The following is a 15,514-nucleotide window of genomic DNA, read 5'->3' on the forward strand; positions in this document are numbered from 1 at the left end:
CGCTTCTTTTCCTATTCAGCACTTACCGGTTGTTCACCTTGCGTTGCCTTTGGCTTACGACGACGCGGCCGGCGCTTCTTCTTAGCGCCTTCCTCTGTAGCCCCCGCTGGCTTCACTTGTTGATTAGCCGGTGCTTGTTGTTTCTTTTGTTGTGCGCCATTGCCTTGTCCTTGTGCACCAGGAACTTTCTTCTTAGTCTTTGGCTTGCGGGCAGCTTGCTTTTGTGCTGCTACCGGCTTGTCCGTCAACTTGTTGTTCGTCTTGCTTGCGGAGCGCTTACGTCGACGGCCGTTTTGGTTCGCTTCCATGATAACCGGTAAAATCACTGGCTTGCGACGAGTTTGTTCAAACAGGAACTTACCCAAGGCATCACGTACTGAATTCTTCAGGTTACCCCAATCGAATTCCTTTGTGTTCTTGATGCCTTCAGCGACTGTCTTTTCAACCAATTCCCCGGCTTCGCGAATCAAATCGCGTGACGTTTTCACATAGACGAAACCACGTGAGTCAATCTTAGGTGTTGCGACAATCTTTTTCTTCTTACGGTCAATCGTCACAACAGCGATAAAGACCCCATCTTCTGACAAGATGCGACGATCGTTTAGCACGATTGAGCCAATATCGCCAACACCAGAACCATCAATCATCGTTGAGCCGACCTGGATTGAGCCACCCAAGAACATTTGCTCGCCATCCCAACGCAGGTTATCACCCTTCGCCAACAACCAAACGTGGTCATCATCGTAACCCACTTGTTCAGCCGCATGGTAAGCCGCATTCAAGACACGGTATTCACCTTGGATAGGAATCACATGTTGAGGCTTCAACAAGTTGAGCAACAATTGGAAATCTTCTTTTGACGCGTGGCCCGAAGACTTCTTATCCGTTGAAATTTGCTTCACTGAAGCCCCGGCGCGGAACAACATATCACGTGTACGCGCCACGTAACCTTCCATGGCCGTAGATGGTGTTGTTGTAATAAAGACTAGGTCGCCCTCTTGAATTTGGATGTTCCGGTCATCACCTTGTGCCATACGTTGCAAATGACGAATTGGCTCACCCATCTTACCGGTTTCCAAAACAACCGTTTCTTCAGGTGCCAGCTTGCTCAAATTCTTCAAAGAAACGAATAATTCGTTTTCAGGCATTGGTAAATGTAACTTCTTCAAACGAAGCGCTGTGCGGACAACCTTTTCCAAATCATTACCTGAGATAACGATTCTACGGCCAACCTTGTAAGCAGCATCAATTACTTGCTGGATACGTTGAATGTTTGATGCCACCGCGGCGACGATGATACGGCCGTTCTTATGTGCACGGAATGAGTCCAAAACGTACTCTGCAAGTTCTGATTCGTGTGCTGACAAACCATAGCTTGCTGTACCGGCAGCATCAGCCAAGACAGCAATTACACCCTTGGCGCCAATTTGTGCGAGACGCGCTAAATCAGTTCGGTAGTATGGCAATGCTGTCGTATCAATTTTAAAGTCACCAGTGTAAACAATTTGCCCCTCTAGTGTTTCGATAACGATACCCAATGATTCTGGAATCGTATGTGTGGTCTCAAAAAATGAAACCGTTACATCCCCAAAGCTAACTTCTGAATTACCACGAACAACGTGATAATCATCAAACCCCTTTGCTTCTGGCTCAGCTTCAACAGCAAGCTTAGCCAATTCAATCGTTAATTCTGACCCAAAAACGGGCACCTTTACTTCACTTAACAAGTAAGGCAATGCACCAATTGCATCTGCATGACCGTGTGTCAAAAAGACACCGGCAATCTTATCAGTGTGTTCTACCAAGTAGGCAAAATCTGGAATAACCACATCCACGCCAAGCAAATCGCTCTCTGGGTACTTCAACCCTGCATCCAAAATAAAAATGTCTTCACCGACGGTAACTGCATACATGTTCTTTCCGTTTTCACGTACGCCACCGAATGGCATAATACTTAATGTCGTTGTCATAATGTTCCTATTCTCGTTGTCTTTCACGGGTCAGCACAACCCAAACGTTTGTATGAATTTAATACAATCTTACCACAGTTTGAAGGCGGTACCAACAACAAGAAAAATAGAAATGGCGAACACCTGATCGGCACCGGCCATTAAACTGTCTACTAGTCATATAACAAAAAAGAGCAAGTCCATAACAGACTTGCTCTTTTTATCAAACATCATTTACGAACAAAAAACATTTGATGTGGGATATAATCCCTATTTAGCTAACGTTGATTACTTGTTCAACAAAGTAGCCAAACGTGACTTGTCACGTGAAGCCTTGTTCTTAGCAATCAAGCCCTTTGAAGCGGCACGGTCGATAGCTGATGAAGCGTTAACAAACAACTCTTGCAAGTTGTCTGCACCAGCTTCAGCGGCCTTACGGAACTTCTTCACTTCAGTACGGTATGCACTCAATTGTGAGATGTTACGCTCGCGTTGCACCTTGTTCAAGCGGGCACGTTGGATTGATGACTCAATAATTGGCATCGCTTTTCCCTCCGATGATAAATGTCAAAATAACGTACGTTGTTAATGTAAAAATTAACGACGCAATCCAAGCTTTTGGATCAACTCACGGTAACGTTGAACGTCGTTGTCACGCAAGTAACGCAACAAGTTACGACGGTGACCGATCTTCTTCATCAACCCACGTTGTGAGTGGAAGTCGTGCTTGTGCTCTGACATGTGTGCGTTCAATTCGTTGATGTCAGCAGTCAAAACTGCAACTTGAACTTCAACTGAACCAGTATCACCTTCGTGACGTGCGAATTCCTTGATGATTTCATTCTTGCGTTGTGCAGAAATAGCCATGTTGGATATCCACCTTTCTTTTGTATAGTCGCCTTAGACAACGTAGGACGACGGTGAACCGTCAAACATCGTAAAAGGTCGTGTGCTTTTGCACTTCAAATATAATACTAAACTTTCTAACGCAATGCAAGTAAAATTTCTAAGCAATATCCGCTTGATAGCGCAAGACAAATAATTCGAACAACAGTTCTGGTTCACGGGCTGTCGACTTAAGTTGCTCTTCCATGCCGACTAAACCTAAATAAGCTTTTGCTAATGCGGGGTAACTGAAACGGCGAACAGTTTGACGGGCCAACTTAACGCGATACGGGTTAACCTTTAGCATCTTTGCTGTACCAGCTTCACTTTGCGTCGCTGATTTCACTTGTAATAGTAACCTGAACTGACCGAGAATAGCCGCGTGCAACCGAAGCGGTGCTTCACCACCCTCGATTAACTCGTGGTACAGTTCGACTGCCCGTGTTAATTTACGATTCAACAACGCATTAATCAAGTCGAAAATATTTTCGCTCAAGGTACGTGTGACTAAGGCATCCACTGCTTGCTCATCAATTTGCTGCGTATCATAAGCATACAGTATTAATTTATCCAGTTCAGACATAATTTGGGTCAATGACATATTCGTGAGTCGAACAAGTAGCTGGATGGCTGGGCCCGACATTTCAAAGCCATTTTGCCGCAATTTATCCGTAATCATGCTACGAACATCTTTTTCTGTTAAATCGCCAAAAGCTAAATAAGCTGCCTGCTCCTTCAACAACTTTACAACCTTCTTACGGCTGTCAAGCTTTTCATAGGGGGCAACAATAACCAAAACGGTTTGGGGTTCTGGATGTTCTGCATATGCAATCAAATCTTCGACATGATGTTCAACCTTTGTCCGGGGATTTTCACCGGTCAAGAAGTACGCGTCGTCAATCATGACAACCCGTCGATCACCAAAAAATGGTACCGATCGTGCATCATCTACAGCCACGCCAAGTGGCGTTTCACGCATATCAAACTGGGCCAAATTCAACGTGCGATCTTCGTACGGAATCAAGCTAACAAACGCTGCACGAACTTGATCAAGTAGATACTGGTCTGTTCCTTGAATCAGATAAATTGGCTTTAACGTTTGTTTGGCAACATCCTGTTGCACATCTCTTAGCGTAAGCGCCATGGTGCCTGCCTCCTCGTTTTTCTCATGTTTCTACTTTATCATGGTCGCCGCGGAAGTTGAATAGGCGATGTGATTTCTGATTGCCACCGGTCACGTTTAACTGACCAGCAGTATTGCAACATACCACTTTCAGCAGTACTGAACACTTGCATGTTATTTTGGCGGGCCGTGACCAACGTTTCTTGATTTGGATGACCAAATCGATTCTTTACTCCTGCTGAAACAACGCCAACACTTGGTTGCAACCGCTGTACAAATTCGGAAGCCGTACTCGTTTTTGATCCGTGATGACCAAACTTCAGTATCGGCACCCTACCAAGCATTGGGTCATCCAACAGATTTCGCTCGCCCGCCTGATCCAAATCACCCGTCATCATCAGCCGTTTAGGCCCTGTCTCAACCAATACTGCCACAGAATCTTCGTTCTCGCCTGCACCGGATTTAAATGGATGCTTCACTAACGTCCAGCGATTCAAACGCATTCCAGCTTGCACTTCTTGTACCGAGGCACCCCTACAATGTGGTGCGACCAATTCCTGATAGGCTTCTGTTTGCATCATGCCCAGTGGCACGTAAATGTTATCAACGGGCATTTGCTGTAAAAAATACGGTAAATTGCCAATATGATCAATGTCTTTATGCGTTAGGACTAATTGTTGCACCCGCGCGATACCCTTTCCTCGCAAAAACTGCACCAATTGTTGTGCCTGAAAATCACACTTCTGTGGGGTGGCCCATGGTGGTTGTGGCAGATTCATTTTGCCACCAACGTCTACCAGCATGACTTGCCGGGGTGCAAGTCGCGCAATCGTTGCATCCCCCTGTCCAACATCGGCGAACGCCACAAACCCGCCCGGTGCTAATCGCGGTAACAAAAACATCACACCGTACATGACTAATAGCAACAAACCAATCATCCGACGCCTGCACCCCAACAACCAACTAACTGTCCCAAACAAAGCAACACCACTTAGTAACAACGGTGGCTGACCAAACACTAACTCACCTGGTACACGGTCCATTTTTGCGATGCCAAACTGGATGCCATTAATCAGCGCATTACAACACGACATGATAGGCGTCAGACCCCACCAAGCCGTACCAATGCCAAACACCAGTACCGGAATAACTAACCAGGTAAATACAGGCATCGCAATCAAATTTGCCAGAATACTAATCGGATGCCAAGCATACGTATGCCACAACAGTACCGGTAAAATTAATACCGACAAAAAGATGCATTGCCACCAACCCGGTTTGCCCGTTATCCATAAGAGGCCAAAAGTTAGCAGGTATGATAATTGGCCGCCCAAATTGTGTAACACCCCCGGCTCAAGCAATAAACCACCTAATAATGCAATGCCCCAAGCGTCAACGGTCGACAAACGAAGCCATCCCAATTCTCGCCAAGCTTGTGTTACCGCTAATAATACCGCTCTCACCAACGATTGGACACCGCCAGCAAATAACAGCAACACAACTAAAAGCACTTGTACAATTAACAACGACCGTTCACGGGTAATACCAATCCACCGGCCGAATTTACGCCACAATACATAGACGCCCGCGACTTGAAATCCTGAAATGCTAAACAAATGTACCAAACCCAGCTTCTGAATACCAACGTTATCATCATAGAAGTCACGACGCGTATAACCCAAAAATAATGTTTCACCATAGTCACGCAACCCAGATGGTAGTGTTTCAAACCAGGCAACTAATCGGCTGTGTCCCATCCGAATCCGACTATTAATAAATGGCCATGCCCCCGGTGGCGTATCAACCCGCTTGATGGACGCTTGCTTCACGACAAACTGATGAATGATACCACGACTTCGCCAATAACTAATCGGATCAAAATTATATGCATTCCTACATGGCTGTATCCCTTCGTAATTGCCAATTCCGGTTACAATATAGCCCACATGCGTCGTCTGTAGCTGGCGAAACGTGTCTTCCTCACGGCAAAACCAAGTTAATCGCACCCGTTCCCGATTTGGCATCACCGCAAAACCTGTAATTGTTGTACCACTAAACTGTAGTTCATCGGCATGGATGCGAAACGTACTCTCAACTTTACCAGTTGGGCGTTGCGATAAAGCGGTTAACTTGGCATCTTGTGCAATAAAAAAACTGACATAGCCAATCGTGATGAGTATCGTCAAAACAACGCGGCACCGAAAACGGATCACGAGTAAGCTACTTAACAACAATAACAACGGTACTGACCACCAAAATTGATAACGGATTACCGTGTTTAACCCGGCAATGTACAATGACAAGACTAACCAATAGCCGGGCATTACACCGTAACCAGCGGAGCTAACCGAGCGTATGTCTTCTCCCCAATCCCAGCAACTTCTTGCAAGTCATCGACCGTTTTAAATCCACCCATCGTTTCACGCTGGGTCACAATATCCTGAGCCCGCTTTTCACCCACGCCTGGCAGGGTTTGCAATTCAACAACCGTCGCCGTATTCAAATTGATAAGTGATGTTTCAGTGGCTATTGTAGCTGACGTTGTTGATGGTGCGGTGGCGCTTGGTTGTCCCGGTAACGGATAGGCATCTGGCACTATTTCAGAACCGTTCGGTATATACAGTACCTGACCATTCGTTAAGGAGGCTGCCAGATTCAAGCGGGTGCGGTCGACAGTCGCTAGTGTCCCGCCCGCTTTTTCAAGGGCATCCGCCATAATTGGTGGCACTCTAAATTTATAAACGCCTGGTCGGTGCACAGCACCCTTCACATCAACCACGACGGTTGCCGATTGGACCGCCGACTGCACGGTCCGTGTGACTGAAACTGTTTTTTGTGTTGATTGGTCAGCCGCTACACTTGTCGAAATATCTCGTGGTAGCCCTGGTGCGGTCTGTGAACACTGCCACCAAACAACTAAACCAACACCGATAACAATTAGGCCAGTTGCAAACCAAATCATATGCTGAAATCGATAATAATGCGCTTTTAGATTTGCCATGTTTTTTCCTCCAGTAATAGAGACACATAACCAATCAAAAAGTCCAAAAAAAGGGTTCTATTCTTTTTGGCGTTGGTGGTTAATCGCCAACGCTTTTTTGCATTTATCAATCATTCTCAGAACAACAATAAAAACACCAATAGCTCGGTGTATCCTAAAGTCGTCTAAGACCAAAATACAAGGAGAGCTATTGATGTCTTTAAATGATTCTATCCTACGTAGCGTCGGATTAACAGACCCAAATTTCGAATTTTTAATGGATGATAACGGTGAATTCAACCACATCTCATATCGTGGAAAAGATAATCATAAAACTATCGTTTATGAAGCTGCACTACACGGTGATATGGATCGATGCACGTTGTGTGGCCAAGAGAGCATATTAACCAAAAATGGTTTCAGCAAACCCACCGAAGTAAAGCTACCCGCAACTAACGGTTTCGACAACCGCCTACGCCTGCGTAAGCAGCGCTATTACTGCCATGAGTGCAACGCTTCCGTAGTTGTGTCATCACCCGATTTAGAAGAAGCCCGAAACATCTCTAAACCCCTACGCCTTCAAGTTATTCGACTGGCTATGGAGGATATTTCAGAGAAAGTTATCGGTTTTATTTTGCGTCTTTCACACTCAACAGTTCACCGTGTTATCAACGACGAACTCCAGGATTATCGTTATGACTACAGTCATTTACCAGCAGTTCTAAGCTTCGATGAAATTCGAATTAGCAGATCATACGCTTTCGTGTATGCATCACCTGACAACTTTATGGAGATATTGCCAAGTCGTGATTTAAACACAATCCGAAGTTATTTCTATGGCTTCTCTTTGAAGCAACGCCAGGCAGTCACGCACGTCGTCATGGACATGAACGCTAGCTACGCTACCCTCGTGCCGGAACTATTTCCTAATGCCCAAATTGTCATTGATCGATTCCATATCGTTCAACTAATGACCCGTGCCATCAACACTATTCGCACAGGCATTCAGCATCTACTTGATAAGCACTCTCGTGAATACAAAATAATGAAAAACGGCTGGCGCCTTTTCCTCAAAAAATACAGCAACTTAGAAACTACCCATCGTAAATATATGCGAGGCTTGAACGAATATATCACGGAAGAAGAAGCTCTCACGCTAGTGTTCAAATCATTTCCGGTTCTCGAGGCGGCTTATTTAGTTTACCAAGAAGCTTTAGAAGCAATGGACAAGCGTAGCCCCGAGCTAATTCATGCATTGATCAGCACTTACAAACCGGTGGGTTCCGCCATGGACGTGACCATCGGTACTTTTAAGCGCAATTTAAAAGGCATCCTCGAAAGTCTTCGTTGCCCATGGTCAAACGGTAAAATCGAAGGCATCAACCGTCGCCTTAAGCAAATAGCTCGTACCGCATACGGTTATCAAAACCTCGGTAATTACATGCGACGCATCCGTATCCAAATGAAGTATGGAAAATTCTAAAAAAAGTGGTGACAACATTTCTGTCATCACCACTTTTTGCGACTCTTCAAATCGCGTTAATTTTCAAATTCATTGTCGACCAACGCTATTTGGCATAGAGCCATTATTTCACAAAGAAGTTACATCATAAGACACAAAAAGTGCTCGGCCATCAAAGGACCAAGCACTTTTTTAATCATCTATTGAAATACGATAAATCTTACCACCAACCGTTAGAAGTACGGAATTGTACGGCACCATCAACTGAACCGTAACGTGAAACGGCGTAGTTAACCAAACCATTAGTTTGCGTGGCAACGTCACCCGTTCCCCAGCCTTCCTTAGTTTGACCCAATCCCATGTAACCGTTTGGTGAAACGGCGTTAGGATTACCACCTGATTCAGGTATTACGATATTTTGCCACAAGGCATCAGTACCACCATTAGCGATGAATTGGGCATAAACTGAACCGCCAGCAGCTGGTGCAGCTGCAGGAGCGGCTTGTTGCGCAACTGGGACAACTTGCTCAGCAACAGTAGTATCTTGTGCAACCGGTTGTGCTTGAACTGAAGCAGCAGTGGCTTCTGACTCAGCAGCCTTTGCGGCAGCGGCTTCTGACGCGGCAACTGATGATGCAACGGCCTCTGAAGCAGCGGCAGATGATGCGGCTGCTTCTGATGCAGCAGTCATTGAAGCAACAGCTTCTGACATTGCTAATGAGGCAGCATCTGATGCAGCGCTGTTGGCTGATGCTGCAGCGGTCGTGTTCAACGCATTTTCGTTAAGCTCTTCTTGCGTTGGCACTTCGATTTGTTGATCAGCAAAGATCATGTTTGCGTCAGTAATCTTGTTAGTCTTAACCAAGTCTTCAACAGTCAAGTTAAACTTGTTTGCCAATTCTGACAATGTGTCGCCCTTTTGAACCGTGTATGTTGAAGCGGCGTTTGCAACAGTTTGGCCTGCAACCAATACTGAAGCCAAACCGGCGATCGTCAATGCTGTTTCTTTCATCTTACTCATAATCAGTTAAACACTCCTAAGGATTGTATCTATGTCGTGCGAACCTTATGGCTCAAGCACGTTCTCTTATATGAGGCTTTTTCCCTGCCTCAATCACAAAACATAGTTTACCAAGCTGAGCAGGTTTAAAATTACACATTCATTACATAACATGTCTAGAAACAATATTATGACCACTTTTATGTCACATTAACGTTACATAAGGTGTGTTACACGTGTAAACCATTGATATATAGGCATCCTTCATTGTTTATTTAACCGGTTAAGTAGGCCGTTTTTTGTAACTTAAATTGATAAATAAAAACCGGAAAGCGTTGTTTTCCCGGCTTTTGTCTATTTTTGTCACATTCATGACACGTTGAAAAGTAATAAAATTAGAATTTACGTAACCAAATTTCGTTAACGCCGTGTCCAGCTGCCTTATGAAGAATCAAATCGGCCCGTTCACGCGTTGGTAAAATATAGTCCGTTAAGTTTGGTAGGTTAACCGTTTCCCAAACGCGACGCGCACCAGCCACCGCTTCAGCGACTGGAATTTGCGTATAAGGGAAGAAGAAATTCGTTGGATCCGCCTCTTCTTTTGCTTGTTGCAACAGTGCCTCAAATCGATCAATGTACCAATGCTCAATTAATGACGTCTCTGCATCCACATATAGTGATAAATCGAAAAAGTCTGACAAGTAGACTGGTGAATTAGGTGCCGCTTGTAAGGTATTGATTCCTTCGACAATAAAAATCTCTGGGCGCTTAAAAGTGTCGAATTCATTCACTAAGACATCTGATATGTCGTGCGAATAGCGTGGTGACCGAACAACTTCATCGCCATCTTTAACGTTATTCATAAATTCAAGCAGCGCTGGCATATCGTACGATTCTGGGAACCCCTTCCGATCAAAAATGCCTTGTACTTGCAATTCATCATTAGGCAGCAAGAAACCATCAGTTGTCGTTAAAGCAACATTAAGTTCACCATACTCCGCTTGTAACATGTATTGTAGCAGCCGGGCTGTGGTTGATTTACCAACTGCCACAGAACCAGCGATGCCGATAACAAACGGGCTCGGCTTAATTGTTCGCCCTAAAAAGCGCTCACGTTCTTCGCGATCACGCAAATATTGCGCATGACGCAACTTAATGTAATGAACCAACGGATCATAGACATCGGCAACATCACTCATTGAAATTTGGTCATTAAACGCTTTAATTTCTCCCAATACCTTTGGTGTGACGTGAGATATATCCCGGTCAGCTGCAGGCACGACTAATTCGTGCCATTCATCACGTTGAAATACTGCATAATTAAACGGTGCCTCACTCATGGTTCTTACCCCTTTTCGTACAAACGCTCGTCAACTTCAGCAAGTAATGGCGTCAATGTCGTTACCGCCAATACCGTCAATTGGTGCATGGCACGTGATGCAATTGTGTAGACCAACTGACGTTCATCATCGCCGTGGTAAACGCCTTCAGAAGCATCCCACATAATCACAGCATCAAATTCAAGTCCCTTAGCCAAGTAGGCCGGCACAATAATTGTACCCGGTACCAGACGTTGGTTCTCAGTCCGGATAATGGTCACGTCAGCGTGTTCACGGAGCGTCTCGTACGCAACTTCCGCATCTGCCAACGTCTTGGTAATAATTGCAGTTGTTTCATCAGCTTCATCATTAGCGACCAATTGCATCAAGGTTGCTTCAACCATCTTATCTTGCGACGGCAAAATCTTAACAACCGGCTTATCACCCTCACGTTCAAAGGCATCAATTTGCGCACCGTTAATCAAAATGGCCTTTGAGTAATCGGTAATTTGTTGCGTTGACCGATACGTTTGCGTTAATTGCACGTATTCTGACTTTTCTGTATCAAACAAACGTGACAATTCATCCTGCAGACTGACGGCGTTTTCTTTCGTGAAGATGGCTTGGTTCAAATCACCCAACATCGTAAAGCGGGCACGTGGGAAACTGAACTTCAAAAAGGCCAATTGGAACGGTGTGTAGTCTTGGATTTCATCAATAAAGACAAAACGAATGTCACGCTCCCCGCGACTACCCTTAATCAAGTCGAATAACAACATAAATGGTGTCATATCGGCCATTGGTAATTCACCATTCTTCATCTTATTCACTGTGTATTCTACCGACTTGGCCCAATCCGCTTCAGTGATATCATAAGCCGCCAAATTAACCAACTTTGGTACAGAACGCAAGAAGTGAATAAATTGATTATTAATATTGATAAAACGATTTCGGTTGACACCCTTGGCAATTGGCGCCAAGGCATTCGTTACAATGATTTTAGCCAAATACTTGGTTTCTTCCTCATCAGACTTAAACTCACGCGGGTTATCACCCAACATGGTGTCATACTGTTCTTTCGTCAAGTTTTGAATTTCAGCTTCAACCCAATCAGCTTGCATTTCATTGCCAATTCGACCTTGCAACATCTTCATTAGTCGTTCCTTCGTACCTTGAAGACGGTTACCAAGCTTATAATTCTCATTGAATGAATAATAGATGTCGACAATCTTTTCCTTAGAAATGATTTCCTGACCACGGAATTTAATTGGGCGGACCTTAATATCAGCCTTATTCAAGCCATCGGCATAACGTTGCATAGCATCAAAGTAGACACTCGTGCCCTTCAAGTCAATAATACGCTTTTGAGCACCGGCTGGTTGCGCTTCAAAACGTTCTTGTAATGTTTCAAGTTGCAACTTTGGCAAACGGCGTGATGCGTATTGGTAATACGTCATTTGAACCATGTTTTGCTCACCCAATTCAGGCAAAACTTGGTCGATATAATCGTTAAACAGTTGGTTTGGTGAGAACATAACCACTTGACCAGAGTTTAAATGACCACGGTAACGGTAAAGGAGGTATGCCACACGTTGCAAAACAGCAGAAGTCTTACCGGAACCTGCCGCTCCTTGTACGAACAACAATTCAGCTGCCGTGTTTCGAATAATCTTGTTTTGTTCCTTTTGAATTGTCGTCACGATTGACTTCATCTTGGTTGTTGACTCACCAGACAAAGCATTCAACAACATTTGATCACCGACAACTTCGTCGGTATCAAAAATCGTCACAATCGTGCCATCTTCAATTTGGAATTGACGCTTCAAGTGAACATTTGCTTCCTGCTTGCCATCCGGCGTTTCGTAGGTCACATTACCCAAGCCCGCATCATAATAAATAGAAGAAATAGGTGCTCGCCAGTCGTAAACCAAGAAATTATCTGGTGAGTCAGAGAACGAGGCCAAGCCGATATAAATTGGTTCCACCGTGTCCGAACCAGCTTCTTGCACATCAATACGAGCAAAGTATGGTCGCGCTTGTAAACGATCCAAGACAACCGCTTGGTGCTCAACTGAATTCATCGCCAATTCGCGTTCTTGTAACATCTGTTGCTGTTGACGTACAGACATCGCAGTTTCGAACAAGCTGCCGTATGTTGATGACTTGAAGCGGACATCGTTCCACCCGTCCTCAACGTCAGCCTGTTTTTGTTCAGCTGTTTTTCGATCTAAATCATTTTGTACCTTCGCGTCTTGAATCTTCTCCAAGACGGTATCCAAGCGTTGCTGCTCGGCTTCATATGGTTCCATAAACAGGGGTCCCCCTACGTAAATTTAGTGATTCCATGGTACTACACTTTGGGTCCAATTACTACTCTTTTTCAAGTAGTCGTTTTTTACCTAACAATAAATCCCAGCCCTGTGACCTAATTAGTCAGCAAAGCTGGGATTTGTTAGCTTTTACTAGGCAAGTCATTGGCTTACCTATCGTATTAATCTTCTTGAGCGTAATCTGTCACGATAAGGTGTTCTAGGAAATCACGTGCGTCAGTTTCATCGGTTGTGCCTGCAGCGATTTCAGCTTCCACTGCTGCGTGAATCTTAGCCGTAATTACTTCACTTTCTGCATCTGCGGCAATAACGTGCACACGGTGGAATTGGTCTGACCAGTAAACCTCAGTAGGTCCCCAGGTGTTCAAGTCCAACTTCTTTACCCAATCTTGTACTTCTTGTCTAGTGTATGCCATGATGACTACCTCCAACTGCTTTCGCAGTGATTAACTTCCTTTTTTATTACATGATTAGTATAGAACAACTATTTTGTTGTGGCGATAAAAAGGTCTATTATGGCGAATAAATCGAGGCATTCAGCGTCCCAAATATGACATACCATCACAGCCTGAAAATCGGCATCAAAAAAACTCGTACCACGTTACATCACTGTACCATAATACGAGTTGTCAAAAGTTAATTAGTTTTCATCAATTTCGAGTTCAATATCATCCACGTTATCAGCCGACGTATCGTTATCATCAGCTGAAGCATCAGCGCCATCATGACTACCAATGTAGGCTTCACGAACTTGGTTATACACATCATCGTAAATTGTCTTGTGTTCTGGGTCTTCCAACCAACGAATAACATTGACCTTTCCTTGACCAATCTTTTCGCCATTATACGAGAACCATGATCCTGACTTAACGATAATATCTTTATCAGCCGCCAAGTCAATCATTTCACCAGTCTTAGAAATTCCCTTACCAAACAAGATCTCAACTTCCACTTCACGGAATGGCGCCGCAACCTTATTCTTAACAACCTTAATACGTGTCAAATTACCAACCGACTTGATATCATCCCCATCAGCCTTCGTCGCATCAATACCACCCTTACGACGAACATCCAAACGCACTGATGAGTAGAACTTCAATGCACGTCCACCAGGCGTTGTTTCTGGGTTACCAAACATGATACCGATCTTTTCACGTAATTGGTTAATGAAGATGGCTGTTGTACCAGTCTTCAAAATAGCACCTGACATCTTACGCAAAGCTTGAGACATCATACGCGCTTGCAAACCAACCGTTGAATCACCGATTTCACCGTCAATTTCAGCCTTTGGCGTCAACGCCGCAACAGAGTCGACAACAACCATGTCAATCGCGCCTGATGTAATCAAGGCGTCAGCAATTGCCAATCCTTGTTCACCAGTATCTGGTTGTGACAACAGCAACTCATCAACGTCAACACCCAACGCCTTGGCGTACTCAACGTCCATCGCGTTTTCGGCGTCAATATAAGCAACAATTCCACCGTTGCGTTGGGCCTCAGCGACTGCGTGCAAAGCCAACGTCGTCTTACCTGATGATTCAGGTCCATAGATTTCAATAATACGGCCCTTAGGGTAACCACCAATACCAAGAGCCACGTCCAACTTCAATGAACCAGTTGACGTTGATTGCACCTTCGTAAATTGACTATCACCAAGCTTCATAACAGATCCCTTACCAAAAGACTTTTCAATCTTCTTCAAGGCTTCGTTCAATGCATTTTGACGTTCCTTAGGATCTGCAATCTTTCCTTCCAACTTCTTATTTGGGTTGATGTTTTTTCCTGATGCCATTTTTATCGGCCTCCACTTGTTAACTTAAACTTAATATAAATATAGTGTAACCTAATCACTACAATAATTCAAATGTTTTCCCAACTATTTTGCCAACTCGACGAGTTTCGTCGCAATCGCTGCGAAACCAGCTGCGACACTTGCTTCCCGCACGGCCTGCCGCTCACCGGTAAAATGGTGCTCCGTTGCGATTACTGAGCCATCTGGTGCCGCTACACCAATGAACACCGTGCCAGCCGGATGCCCTTCCAGCGCGTCTGGGCCAGCCACTCCGGTGAAGCTAATTCCCCACGCCGTCTGCAACGTTGCTTTCGCACCTGTTGCCATCGCCTTAGCAACCTCTGCCGACACCACGCCATACGTGGCAATCATGTCAGCTGGCACACAAACAAGTTGCGTCTTGGCAGCTGCAGCGTATGTCACAAACGCCCCTGGCAAGACAGCTGAAATACCACTAACACCCGCCAGCGTACTAACAAACATCCCCGCCGTTAAGGATTCTGCCGACGTAATCGTCTCACCTCGTGCAATCAATGCCCGGCCAACTTCTTCATTCGTCATCTGCAGCCTCCAATTCATTTGTTATCCAATATAGACGATATCATGGTCCGTTTGTCCACTTTCTATCACTACTCATTTTAATACAAAAGGAGGCAGGGGGGGACATTAGGGGT

The 15,514-nt window shown here is 44.8% G+C and carries 13 protein-coding genes; 1 reads left to right on the forward strand and 12 read right to left on the reverse strand.

The genetic code is table 11. From position 1 onward, the window contains the following. Nucleotides 1-11 precede the first annotated feature (11 nt). From EST42_RS02685 to EST42_RS02710, 6 genes are all read right to left on the reverse strand, one after another. The gene (locus EST42_RS02685; RefSeq protein WP_134644097.1) at nucleotides 12-1,970 is read right to left on the reverse strand and encodes a ribonuclease J; all 1,959 of its coding nucleotides are present in this window, start codon (nucleotides 1,968-1,970) and stop codon (nucleotides 12-14) included. 267 nt (nucleotides 1,971-2,237) lie between these two features. Continuing rightward, nucleotides 2,238-2,492 carry a 30S ribosomal protein S20 gene (gene rpsT, locus EST42_RS02690; RefSeq protein ID WP_134644098.1) on the reverse strand — a complete coding sequence of 85 codons (255 nt, stop codon included), beginning with the start codon at nucleotides 2,490-2,492 and terminating at the stop codon, nucleotides 2,238-2,240. 54 nt (nucleotides 2,493-2,546) lie between these two features. Continuing rightward, nucleotides 2,547-2,816, reverse strand: coding sequence for a 30S ribosomal protein S15 (gene rpsO / locus EST42_RS02695; protein ID WP_003609971.1), 270 nt, complete (start codon nucleotides 2,814-2,816; stop codon nucleotides 2,547-2,549). 139 nt (nucleotides 2,817-2,955) lie between these two features. Beyond that, nucleotides 2,956-3,978, reverse strand: coding sequence for a DNA polymerase III subunit delta (gene holA / locus EST42_RS02700; protein WP_134644099.1), 1,023 nt, complete (start codon nucleotides 3,976-3,978; stop codon nucleotides 2,956-2,958). 38 nt (nucleotides 3,979-4,016) lie between these two features. After that, the gene (locus EST42_RS02705; RefSeq protein ID WP_134644100.1) at nucleotides 4,017-6,281 is read right to left on the reverse strand and encodes a ComEC/Rec2 family competence protein; all 2,265 of its coding nucleotides are present in this window, start codon (nucleotides 6,279-6,281) and stop codon (nucleotides 4,017-4,019) included. Next, complete coding sequence (locus tag EST42_RS02710) at nucleotides 6,281-6,958, reverse strand: ComEA family DNA-binding protein (protein ID WP_134644101.1); 678 nt, start codon at nucleotides 6,956-6,958, stop codon at nucleotides 6,281-6,283. Before EST42_RS02710 ends, EST42_RS02705 begins: the two co-directional genes overlap by 1 nt. A gap of 193 nt (nucleotides 6,959-7,151) precedes the next feature. Here EST42_RS02710 and EST42_RS02715 point away from each other — a divergent pair, with 193 nt between their 5' ends. Continuing rightward, nucleotides 7,152-8,420, forward strand: a complete 1,269-nt coding sequence (locus tag EST42_RS02715; RefSeq protein ID WP_134643756.1) for an ISL3 family transposase — start codon at nucleotides 7,152-7,154, stop codon at nucleotides 8,418-8,420. Between the two features lie 199 nt (nucleotides 8,421-8,619). Here the strand turns inward: EST42_RS02715 and EST42_RS02720 are convergent, their stop codons facing one another. The 6 genes from EST42_RS02720 to EST42_RS02745 form a co-directional block, all read right to left on the reverse strand. Then, nucleotides 8,620-9,420 (reverse strand): LysM peptidoglycan-binding domain-containing protein, encoded by an 801-nt coding sequence (locus tag EST42_RS02720; RefSeq protein WP_134644103.1) that lies wholly within the window; start codon nucleotides 9,418-9,420, stop codon nucleotides 8,620-8,622. A 374-nt stretch (nucleotides 9,421-9,794) separates the two neighbouring features. Further along, complete coding sequence (gene coaA, locus EST42_RS02725; RefSeq protein WP_134644104.1) at nucleotides 9,795-10,739, reverse strand: type I pantothenate kinase; 945 nt, start codon at nucleotides 10,737-10,739, stop codon at nucleotides 9,795-9,797. Nucleotides 10,740-10,744: 5 nt separating this feature from the next. Continuing rightward, entirely contained in the window at nucleotides 10,745-13,027 is a 2,283-nt protein-coding gene (helD, locus tag EST42_RS02730; RefSeq protein WP_134644105.1) for an RNA polymerase recycling motor HelD, read from the reverse strand. 182 nt (nucleotides 13,028-13,209) lie between these two features. Then, on the reverse strand, nucleotides 13,210-13,464 hold the full coding sequence (locus tag EST42_RS02735) for a hypothetical protein (protein ID WP_134644106.1): 255 nt from the start codon (nucleotides 13,462-13,464) through the stop codon (nucleotides 13,210-13,212). A 224-nt stretch (nucleotides 13,465-13,688) separates the two neighbouring features. Beyond that, entirely contained in the window at nucleotides 13,689-14,840 is a 1,152-nt protein-coding gene (gene recA, locus EST42_RS02740) for a recombinase RecA (protein ID WP_134644107.1), read from the reverse strand. 84 nt (nucleotides 14,841-14,924) lie between these two features. Then, complete coding sequence (locus EST42_RS02745) at nucleotides 14,925-15,401, reverse strand: nicotinamide-nucleotide amidohydrolase family protein (protein ID WP_134644108.1); 477 nt, start codon at nucleotides 15,399-15,401, stop codon at nucleotides 14,925-14,927. Between the last annotated feature and the right edge of the window lie 113 nt (nucleotides 15,402-15,514).

This window comes from Weissella cibaria (assembly GCF_004521965.1).
Taxonomy (GTDB): Bacteria; Bacillota; Bacilli; order Lactobacillales; family Lactobacillaceae; genus Weissella; species Weissella cibaria_A.

Coding starts and splice junctions, on each gene's coding strand:
- EST42_RS02710 (WP_134644101.1), bottom strand. CDS start 6,958: ATGGCAAATCTAAAAGCGCATTATTATCGATTTCAGCATATGATTTGG.
- EST42_RS02745 (WP_134644108.1), bottom strand. CDS start 15,401: ATGACGAATGAAGAAGTTGGCCGGGCATTGATTGCACGAGGTGAGACG.
- EST42_RS02705 (WP_134644100.1), bottom strand. CDS start 6,281: ATGCCCGGCTATTGGTTAGTCTTGTCATTGTACATTGCCGGGTTAAAC.
- recA (WP_134644107.1), bottom strand. CDS start 14,840: ATGGCATCAGGAAAAAACATCAACCCAAATAAGAAGTTGGAAGGAAAG.
- EST42_RS02720 (WP_134644103.1), bottom strand. CDS start 9,420: ATGAGTAAGATGAAAGAAACAGCATTGACGATCGCCGGTTTGGCTTCA.
- rpsT (WP_134644098.1), bottom strand. CDS start 2,492: ATGCCAATTATTGAGTCATCAATCCAACGTGCCCGCTTGAACAAGGTG.
- coaA (WP_134644104.1), bottom strand. CDS start 10,739: ATGAGTGAGGCACCGTTTAATTATGCAGTATTTCAACGTGATGAATGG.
- EST42_RS02715 (WP_134643756.1), top strand. CDS start 7,152: ATGTCTTTAAATGATTCTATCCTACGTAGCGTCGGATTAACAGACCCA.
- helD (WP_134644105.1), bottom strand. CDS start 13,027: ATGGAACCATATGAAGCCGAGCAGCAACGCTTGGATACCGTCTTGGAG.
- holA (WP_134644099.1), bottom strand. CDS start 3,978: ATGGCGCTTACGCTAAGAGATGTGCAACAGGATGTTGCCAAACAAACG.
- EST42_RS02735 (WP_134644106.1), bottom strand. CDS start 13,464: ATGGCATACACTAGACAAGAAGTACAAGATTGGGTAAAGAAGTTGGAC.
- EST42_RS02685 (WP_134644097.1), bottom strand. CDS start 1,970: ATGACAACGACATTAAGTATTATGCCATTCGGTGGCGTACGTGAAAAC.
- rpsO (WP_003609971.1), bottom strand. CDS start 2,816: ATGGCTATTTCTGCACAACGCAAGAATGAAATCATCAAGGAATTCGCA.